General features: G+C 70.1%; 5 protein-coding genes and 4 pseudogenes. 3 read left to right on the plus strand and 6 right to left on the minus strand.

Annotation, left to right across the window (positions count from 1 at the left end; translation table 11 throughout):
- Nucleotides 1-127: 127 nt before the first annotated feature.
- Nucleotides 128-1,264 (minus strand): MFS transporter, encoded by a 1,137-nt coding sequence (locus ACZ4YY_RS36215; RefSeq protein WP_468299494.1) that lies wholly within the window; start codon nt 1,262-1,264, stop codon nt 128-130.
- A gap of 159 nt (nt 1,265-1,423) precedes the next feature.
- On the opposite strand from ACZ4YY_RS36215, the gene ACZ4YY_RS36220 reads away from it, so the two are divergent.
- Nucleotides 1,424-2,029, plus strand: coding sequence for a TetR/AcrR family transcriptional regulator (locus tag ACZ4YY_RS36220; protein ID WP_468299496.1), 606 nt, complete (start codon nt 1,424-1,426; stop codon nt 2,027-2,029).
- Between the two features lie 523 nt (nt 2,030-2,552).
- Here ACZ4YY_RS36220 and ACZ4YY_RS36225 read toward each other — a convergent pair.
- From ACZ4YY_RS36225 to ACZ4YY_RS36235, 3 genes and pseudogenes are all read right to left on the minus strand, one after another.
- A pseudogene (locus ACZ4YY_RS36225) lies at nt 2,553-2,759 on the minus strand (helicase associated domain-containing protein); the annotation flags it as partial.
- Nucleotides 2,760-2,993: 234 nt separating this feature from the next.
- A complete protein-coding gene (locus ACZ4YY_RS36230) occupies nt 2,994-4,289 on the minus strand; it encodes a helix-turn-helix domain-containing protein (protein ID WP_468299498.1) in 1,296 nt (431 codons plus the stop codon).
- 243 nt (nt 4,290-4,532) lie between these two features.
- Nucleotides 4,533-5,048 carry a hypothetical protein gene (locus ACZ4YY_RS36235; protein ID WP_468299500.1) on the minus strand — a complete coding sequence of 172 codons (516 nt, stop codon included), beginning with the start codon at nt 5,046-5,048 and terminating at the stop codon, nt 4,533-4,535.
- A 924-nt stretch (nt 5,049-5,972) separates the two neighbouring features.
- Between ACZ4YY_RS36235 and ACZ4YY_RS36240 the strand changes: the two genes are divergently transcribed.
- Nucleotides 5,973-6,152, plus strand: a complete 180-nt coding sequence (locus ACZ4YY_RS36240) for a BON domain-containing protein (RefSeq protein ID WP_468299501.1) — start codon at nt 5,973-5,975, stop codon at nt 6,150-6,152.
- A gap of 99 nt (nt 6,153-6,251) precedes the next feature.
- Here the strand turns inward: ACZ4YY_RS36240 and ACZ4YY_RS36245 are convergent.
- Nucleotides 6,252-6,557: pseudogene (locus ACZ4YY_RS36245) on the minus strand (DDE-type integrase/transposase/recombinase); the annotation flags it as partial.
- Between the two features lie 168 nt (nt 6,558-6,725).
- A pseudogene (locus tag ACZ4YY_RS36250) lies at nt 6,726-7,136 on the minus strand (TniQ family protein); the annotation flags it as partial.
- A gap of 332 nt (nt 7,137-7,468) precedes the next feature.
- On the opposite strand from ACZ4YY_RS36250, the pseudogene ACZ4YY_RS36255 reads away from it, so the two are divergent.
- A pseudogene (locus ACZ4YY_RS36255) lies at nt 7,469-8,043 on the plus strand (class I SAM-dependent methyltransferase); the annotation flags it as partial.

Raw genomic sequence — 8,043 nt, forward strand, 5'->3', positions numbered from 1 at the left:
CAAAAAAACGACCCCCCCCCACCCCCACACCCCCCCCCCCCCCGCCCCCCCCCCCCCCCCCCCCCCCCCCCCCCCCCCCCCCCCGCCGTTGTGGCTACGCGTCCCCGGTGGGCCCTGAGGAGCTCGGTCATCGCAGGGCGTCGTTGGTGCGGGCGGTCCAGATCGCCAGGGCGGCGAGCAGTGCGCAGGCGCCGCCGAGCCACAGCACGCCCTGGAGGGTGAGCGTGTCGACGATGACGCCGCCGGCCAGCGCGCCGAGGCCGATGGCCAGGTTGAACACCGCCACCCACAGCGAGGAGGCCGCTTCCACGGCCCGCGGGGCGGACTTGATCATCCAGGTCTGGAGGCCCACGGACACACCGCCGTAGGACAGACCCCAGACGATCAGCAGGATGGCGCCGCCGACCGCGGTCTGGCCCAGCAGCAGGAAGAGCGGCATCGCGATCGCGAGGGCCACGGAGATGATCAGCACGCTCCGGTGCACCCGGCGGGAGAGCGCCGAGCCGGCGACGAAGTTGCCGATCATGCCGGCCGCGCCGAACCCGAACAGCAGCGGACCGACGTAGCGCTCGTCGATCCCCGACAGCTTCTGCAGTGCCGGGCTCACGAAGGTGTAGGCGGCGAAGTGCCCGAACACGATGAGCACCGTCGCGATGATGCCGACGCGCACGCCCGGGTTGCGGAACTGCTCCGTCAGCAGCTTCGGCCGGATGGCCTGGGATGCGGCCAGCCCCGGCAGCACCGCCAGCAGGGCGATCAGGGTGACGAGCGCCAGGGCGCTCAGCGAGGAGAAGGCGATGCGCCAGCCGGTGAGGTCACCGACCAGGGTGCCGAGCGGGACACCGAACACGTTCGCGGCTCCGACGCCGCCGAAGATGACCGCGGTGGCTCGCGGCACGTCGGCGGGGGCGACGAGCCGGACGGCCAGGCCACTGGCGGCCGCCCAGAAGCCGCCGATCGCGATACCGACCAGCACCCGGGAGCCCACCAGCACGGCGAAGTTCGGTGCCAGGGCGGAGGTCAGGTTGGAGACGGTCATCAGGGCCATCAGTCCGAGCAGCAGAATGCGCCGGTCCAGCGACCCCACGAGCATCGGAACCAGCGGTGCCGCGAACGCGGCGACGATGCTGGGCACCGTCACCATCAGCCCGGCCGTCCCCTCGGAGACCGACAGCGCGGACCCCACGGAGGTCAGCAGACCGATCGGCAGTTGCTCAGCGGTCACCAGCAGGAAGGTGCCCAAAGCCACCACGGAGACCGCCATCCAGCGACTTTTCTCCGGGACCTCTGGTTCCTGTGTCTGGGTGGGGGTCTGTTCTGCGGTCGACAACTGAGCCTCCTTCAACAGTTCGGGAGCGATCGCTCCCATATTGGCGAGACTAGTATGGGAGCACTCGCTCCACAAGTTGGGTAAGGTGAATACATGGCACGCCCCCGACAGTTCGACGAGAACAACGCGGTCACGTCGGCGACCGAGCTGTTCTGGCGACGCGGTTACCACGCCACGTCGGTGCGCGACCTGGGCGACGAGCTGAAGCTCACGCCCAGCAGCCTTTACCGGACGTTCACGGACAAGCACACGCTGTTCCTGCGCGCGCTCGACCACTACCGGGCCACCGAGTCGGCTCAGGCGCGGCAGCGGCTGGACGCGGCGGACCGTCCGGTCCGGGAGGTACTGCGGGAATGGATGCTGTGGCTGGTCACCTGTCCGGCCGAGGGCAAGTCCGGCCGCGGTTGCTTCGTGGTCAACACCGCCACCGAACTCGGCACCACCGACGAGAAGGTCCGTCAGCGGACCGAGGCCGCGTTCGAGGTCACGCGGCAGGCCCTGCGCTCGACACTGGCCGAGGGCAGTGACCGTGGCGAACTGTCCGCCGGCCTCGACATCGACGACGCCGTGGAACTGCTGTTCACCACGGTTCTCGGTCTGAGGGTGCGGGAACGCGCCGGCCACGACCTCGAGCGTCTGACCACCGCGATCGAGCTCGCGATCCGGACCCTGGGACCCACGCCCGCGGAACCTGCCTGACGGCACCGGGATGTGCCAGGAGCGTGTCGCAGTGACCGGCAACCCGCGTGTGTCTGGTGATCACTCGTACGGGGTGATCCCGGTATGCGTGATCAGGAGGGGCTGTTCGAGGCCGAGCCGGCCGAGGGCAAACAGCCGCCACGTCGTGCGGCAGCGGTGGACAAGACGTTCCGGGCGTTCGACCCGCACCAGGTCCTGCTGCTGCCGCCGTCACTGGACGACTGGCTCCCCGGGGATCATCTGGCCCGGTTCGTCACCGACCCGGTCGACGAGGTGCTCGAACAAAGAACGCCGCCACCAGGACCGCACCGGCGTCCGCGACGAGCAGGCCGTCACCGACGCGGGAGAGCAGGCCGCCGCGAAAGCGAGGCCCAAGCCGAAGGCCCAGGCCAACTTCACCGACCCCGACTCGCGGATCATGAAGAACAGCGACGGCGCCTACATCCAGGCATACAACGCGGGCAGGTTTCCTACACCGGTTGGCCTGGAAACGCCCGGGACTCGCACACGGCGTTGGGAGTCGTCAGAGGTTGTCCGGGGCCACCCGGGGGATCGTGACCGGCCCTGCCCAGTCCATGCCCAGTTCCCGCAGCGCTTGAAGCTGGTCGGCGTTGAGCTTGTCGCGCCTGGACTTGGTGTTGGAGACCCATACGCCCAGCTTGACGGACACCGGCTCCGTCTCGCCGTCGACCACGATCTCTTCGCTGTGGCCCCTCGGCACCGGCCGGTGCAGGAGGCGCTCTCATGGGCCAGCAACGCCACTAGGTGCGACGTGCCGGGCGGGGATCAGGTCGTTGAGCACCGCAGTCGTCCAGCACCGCAGTCGTCCGTTCGTCGTTTCGGACCGTCTCCAGGGACATTTGGGTCGTCGCGATGGGCGCGGCTGCGTTGAGACCGCGTACCGCATAACACCGGCATACCGCGGGAACTCCCCAACGTCACCGCCCGACGGCAACCCGAAAGGTCAGTAGCTGTCGAGCGGGATCCAGGCTCGCTCTCCCGCGTCGTTCCTGCCGTACCAGTAGTGCGGCATGCCCTTGATGCTGGTGGTGTGGAACGGGCGGCCGTCGTCGTCGATGCGGATCGTGCCGGTGCGGCCCTGGGAGGACCAGTCGAGTTCGAGGTACCAGCGGGTGTCGTAGGCCTGTGTCGTCGCGTGGACCTCCAGCACCTCCGGGTCTTCGGCGGAGACACGGTACGGGAAGCGTACGGCCGGGATGGTGTGCCCGCTGTCGGCACCGTTCGCGCCGTCCTTCGGCTGGGCCAGGGGGCGGTCCTGGTCAAGGTTCACGGTGAAGCGACGGGGAGTGAGATCGCTGCCGCAGCCCTGGCCCATGGAGTAGGCGTTCCCGCCGGCGGGAGTGCCGCGGCTGACGACCCGGACGTGGATCGCCTTCAGGACCACGGCCGTGGACGACCGCCCCTGCACCGAGATCTGCACCTTCGTCTGTCGCCCGTGCACCGCGCCCTGCGTTGCCGCCCACATATCGGCGTCCTGCGGGAACGGCGGTGGAGGCACCTGCGCGGACGGCTTGTCGAGGACGTAGTCACGGTCGCAGCCCTTGTCCCAGACCAGGGGGTCGACGCTCCAGGTGAGGGGCTGGCCGGCGGCGGGTGCGGTGGCCGACGGTAGCGCCGAGCGGCCGGATGCGCCGGCGGCGGTTGGCCCGGTGGTCCCCCCGGGGCTCATGGAGCGGGACGACGTGTCCGTCCCGGAGGAGTGGCCGCCCGAGAGGGCGGACAGACCCGCGACGGTGATGACGAGCAGTGCGCAGACGGCGATGACGGACGCGAAGACCCGTCGACGGCGGTGGGCGCAGCCCGCGCGGTCGCCGTACCTGTCCCGGTCCCTGCCGCCGTCCCCATCCTCGTCCCCGTCTGCGTCCGTGTCCCTGTCCCTGTCCCTACCCCTGTCCGGGTCCGTTTCCGTTTCCGTGTCTGGTGCTGGTGCTGGTGCTGGTGCTGGTGCCGGCATTGCTGCCTCCGGTGAGTCGGCCGTACGCACCCGCTGCCGGGCCGCCACCGCCGACAGCCACAGTCGGTGCAGTCCGAGCCGCTCCTGAGGCGTCGCCCCGCAGAAGGTCGCTAGCCGCTCGACGGGCGCGAAGTCCTGAGGAACGCCCTCGCCCGCGCAGTACCGGTGCAGTGTGGAGGCGTTCATGTCGAGCTGGCGGGCGAGGGAGCCGTAACTCCGGCCGGTGCGGTCTTTGAGCTGACGCAGCAACGCCGCGAACTCCTCGGCATCGTCCCGAACCGACATCGTTCCCCCCCTCGTCCGCCCGCGATTCCGCATCCCAGGCCTTGATATCACTGCACGTCAGGTGGGCGTGGCATGGATCCTTGTTGCCCGAAGGACGGCAGTCGTCGCGCCGGCCCCCGATGGTCGACGACGTCCGATACGCAGACGCCGACGGTCGCGTTCATGGCCGCCGCGCGCCGGCCTTGGCCTTGCCCAGCCGGACGGGCACCCGCCCCGTCCGGCTGGGCAAGGCGGGCTCCGCCGTCAGTGGGCTCTCGTGGTCGCGATGTCGCTGATGTGGTTGTACCGCTCCACCAGTACGAAGAGCTTGGTCTCTTGCGCGTTCCTCCCGCTGCCGAAGGTCAGTGTGACGGTGACCTCGTGAGCATGCCCCAGGGTGCCGTTGTCCGTCACCGTCCACCGCGTGGGGATGTTCTGGGCACGCAGAACACCGTCCGCCCCGTTCTCCTTCTCCCAGGCCGCCAGCCGCTTGGCGAAATCGGGCGTCAGGTAGTGCGTGCGGAGCGCCCTGGCCAGCGTGGCGTCCGGGTTCTCGTAGTCGCCCTTCGCATCGATGTACGCGCCGTAGAAGTCGGCGACCCGGGTCACCACGTGTCCGGACATACCGGTGACCGACTTCGGTGCGGCGGCGGCCGGCTTCGCGACCGTGGCCGACTCCGAGGCGGCGGGCACCTTCACGGCGGTATGGACAAACGCCTGCGCCGACCCCTGCGCCGACACGCCGAGCCCGACGGCCAGGACGAGGCCGACGGCAGCCACGCGGAGGCTGCTCGGACGACAGCGTGCCAAGGACATTCTGTTCATGTGCGTCTTCTCTCTGATCCGTGAGTGATTGCTCGCGGCAGGCTCCGGCTTTCGCCCCGAAGACGTCTGCCGCCCTTCACCACCTCGTCCGCGCCCGATGCCGATCCCGGTTGCCGAACTCCGCACCTCCGGTGCCCGGACACACAGATGCCCGGTGCGAAGCTGCGGGGTGGATGCCGTCGCCGTGCCACTGCCGGGACGGTGCTTGCGCCTCGGCCAGTGCGACACCCAGAGCTTCGAGGACGCCCGGGGCCCCCCGCAACAGCAGCCCCCGCATCCCCGGCGCCGGAACGGTCCCACCCCAGTTGACCTGCGGAAAAGGGAGTATCGGGAATGTCTTGGGACACGTGGTCAGTCCGCTGCGGGACCGCTTGAAGGCATCGCCGTTCGGCTCACGAGCCGGGGGCCCTTCTCGCGGGGCCCTTTCGCTGCCACCAGACGCGTGCTGATCGGCGCGCATGATCACACAAAGGGACGCAACACCGCTCGGACAATGGGTCTCGGAACAACGAAGGGGCGTACGAAGCCGGAACAGGGACCGGCCAAGCGGGCGAGGCGGCTGGAGAAGTTGGGGCATGACCCGGTCTCCGGCCGGTGAGCAGATGCAGCGGGCCGAGGCTGGGGTCGTCGTGCTCCGCGACTGGACCCGGCCGTTCAGCATCTGCTCATCGCCGTTCATCCGCCCAAGCCCTGCAGCCGCCCGCCGACAACGCGGGCTTGCCCAGGGCCACCGTGGGCCTGCCACCGTGGGCCTGCCCGCGTGGTCGGTCGCCGCAGCTTGCCCGGGTCAGGTGCGCAAGTGAGGAGCCAGCCGCCGGCTTCTGCGCGGCGGCCTGTTCCTCTGCCTCCAGGCGGCGGCGCTCCTGCTCCTGACGCCTGTTGCGGGTCTTCCTGCGCTCGGACGAGGACATCCGCCGGCAGGTGACCGACGAGGTCCTGGTCGGCGCGCTCGGCCTGCCCTGCGACGCGGTCGCCGTGTCTGTCCGGGACGGCGTGGTCACGCTGAAGGGATGCCTGGAACGCCGGAGCGACGTCCCCCTGGCGATCCGGTCGGCCTGACGGGTCGAAGACCCCACACCGGGGCGCTGTCACGTTGTCGGGCGGGTAGGTGTCTGATGGCGCGTCGTGGCCTGGTGGAGCCCGGGTTCCGGGCTGTGCTCAGGCCGCAGCGGCGAGGCCGGCGACGCCGGTGATCTGGTCCCAGATCGCGAAGCGGACGGTCATCTCGGCGCGGTAGTCGTGTGCGGGCATCAGATGGCGGCGGCACCGGAAGTGGGGTGAGATGCCGCTGAACGCGGACAGGAACCGCTGGGCTGCGCCGGTGCTGTGGAGGCCCTTCATCGCCCGGTCGCGCTGTTTGGTTGGCTGATGACTGTTCTCCGCCCGGTTGTTCAGGTACTTCGACTGCCGGTGCTCGACGCAGGGCATGACCTCGCGGAGGGCCGCGCCGTACGAGTGGAGCTGCGCCCTCCACCAGGCGGTGACCGCCTCAGCGACCTCGAATGCCGAAGCAGCGACGGGGGAGCGGCGCAGCAGCGTGCGGTGATCCTCCTGCGCCTGGACCACCTCCGGGCATCCGGCCAGCCCGACGACAGTGCCCCCGCTGCCGGGCACGTTCATCAGCCAGCACTGGTGGCGTGGGCAGAATCGCTGGTGCGCCGCCAGGTACACCCGGGCTGGTGCCACGCGGCCGGTCCGCGCAGCCACACAGCCCGGGCAGGCCGGACCCCAGGCGGCAACCGTCTCGGCCCCGTTGTGGAGCCGCGCCGCCGGCCTCTCCTTCGCGGGGCCCAGCGGCTCCTCCCGCGTCCAGGCCGGCAACGCACGGTGTAAGCCCGCCTGCGGCACACGACACAGCGCCGCGACCCGGTCCCGGGCCGCGGCGTTCAAGAACACCTCACTGTCGCCCTGGACAGCCCCGGTGACGCCCTGCTGGCCGGCCACCTCGGTAACCGCCGACAGCAGACTCGGCACCGTCAGGCCGTACGTGTCCGCGATCCGTCCCAGGAAAGACAGCGTCATCTCACCCTGCAGGGGAGCCATCCGAAAGGCACCCTCAGCCAGCAACAGCTTCCCCACCCATCCCGTGGCTTGTGACAACTACCGTGCTTCGGCTCAACGAGCTGTGACTGAGTGCTTCAGTTGGCCGCTCTGAGTGTCACAGTTGCCATGTCCCGTGCCCTCAGCCAGAAAGAGTGTTCTTGGTGAACTCGATCGTGCAACCGGACGGAGTCGCAGGCGAGTGGCCGGATCGAGTGGCCGCTGTACGCCGCGAGCTCACCGAGCACGGGCCGCCGCGGAGTCCCGATGGTGGTCCGGACTTCGCCACAGTCACGCTGCCGGAGCGTGACTGTGATCAGGTACGTGACCTCCTGGTGGAAGAGCGAGTCGGCACGCTCGTCGAGATCGGGCTCGCCTATGCCAGCTCGGCGCTGGCGATCAGCGAGGCGCTGCTGTGCACCGGTTCACGGAACCCGCGGCATCTGGTGATCGACCCGTTCCAGTACACGGCGTACGACGGTGTCGGGTGGGAGCTGCTGCGCAGCGCCGGCCTGGACGACATCGCCGAGCTGGTGACCGAACCATCGCAGCGGTTCCTTCCTCGGTTGGCCGACGCGGGTTTCGCCGCGGACGCGGCGTTCGTCGACGGCAGCCACCAGTTCCACAACGTGTTCGTCGACCTTCACTTCCTGGGCGAGATCGTCCGACCTGGCGGCATCGTGCTGCTCGACGATGTCTGGTGGCCATCGGTCGGCGCTGCCGTGGCGTACTTCGAGACCAATTTGGGGTGGCGTCCGATACCGGGCGCTCTGGCCGACGGGACCGCCGCCCCGGCCAGCGGTCGGGGGGGGGGGGGGGGGGGGGGGGGGGGGGGGGGGGGGGGGGGGGGGGGGGGGGGGGGGGGGGGGGGGGGGGGGTGGTGGGTGTGTGGGGGGGGTGGGGGGGCGCA

This window comes from Streptomyces sp. NPDC030143 (assembly GCF_055573695.1).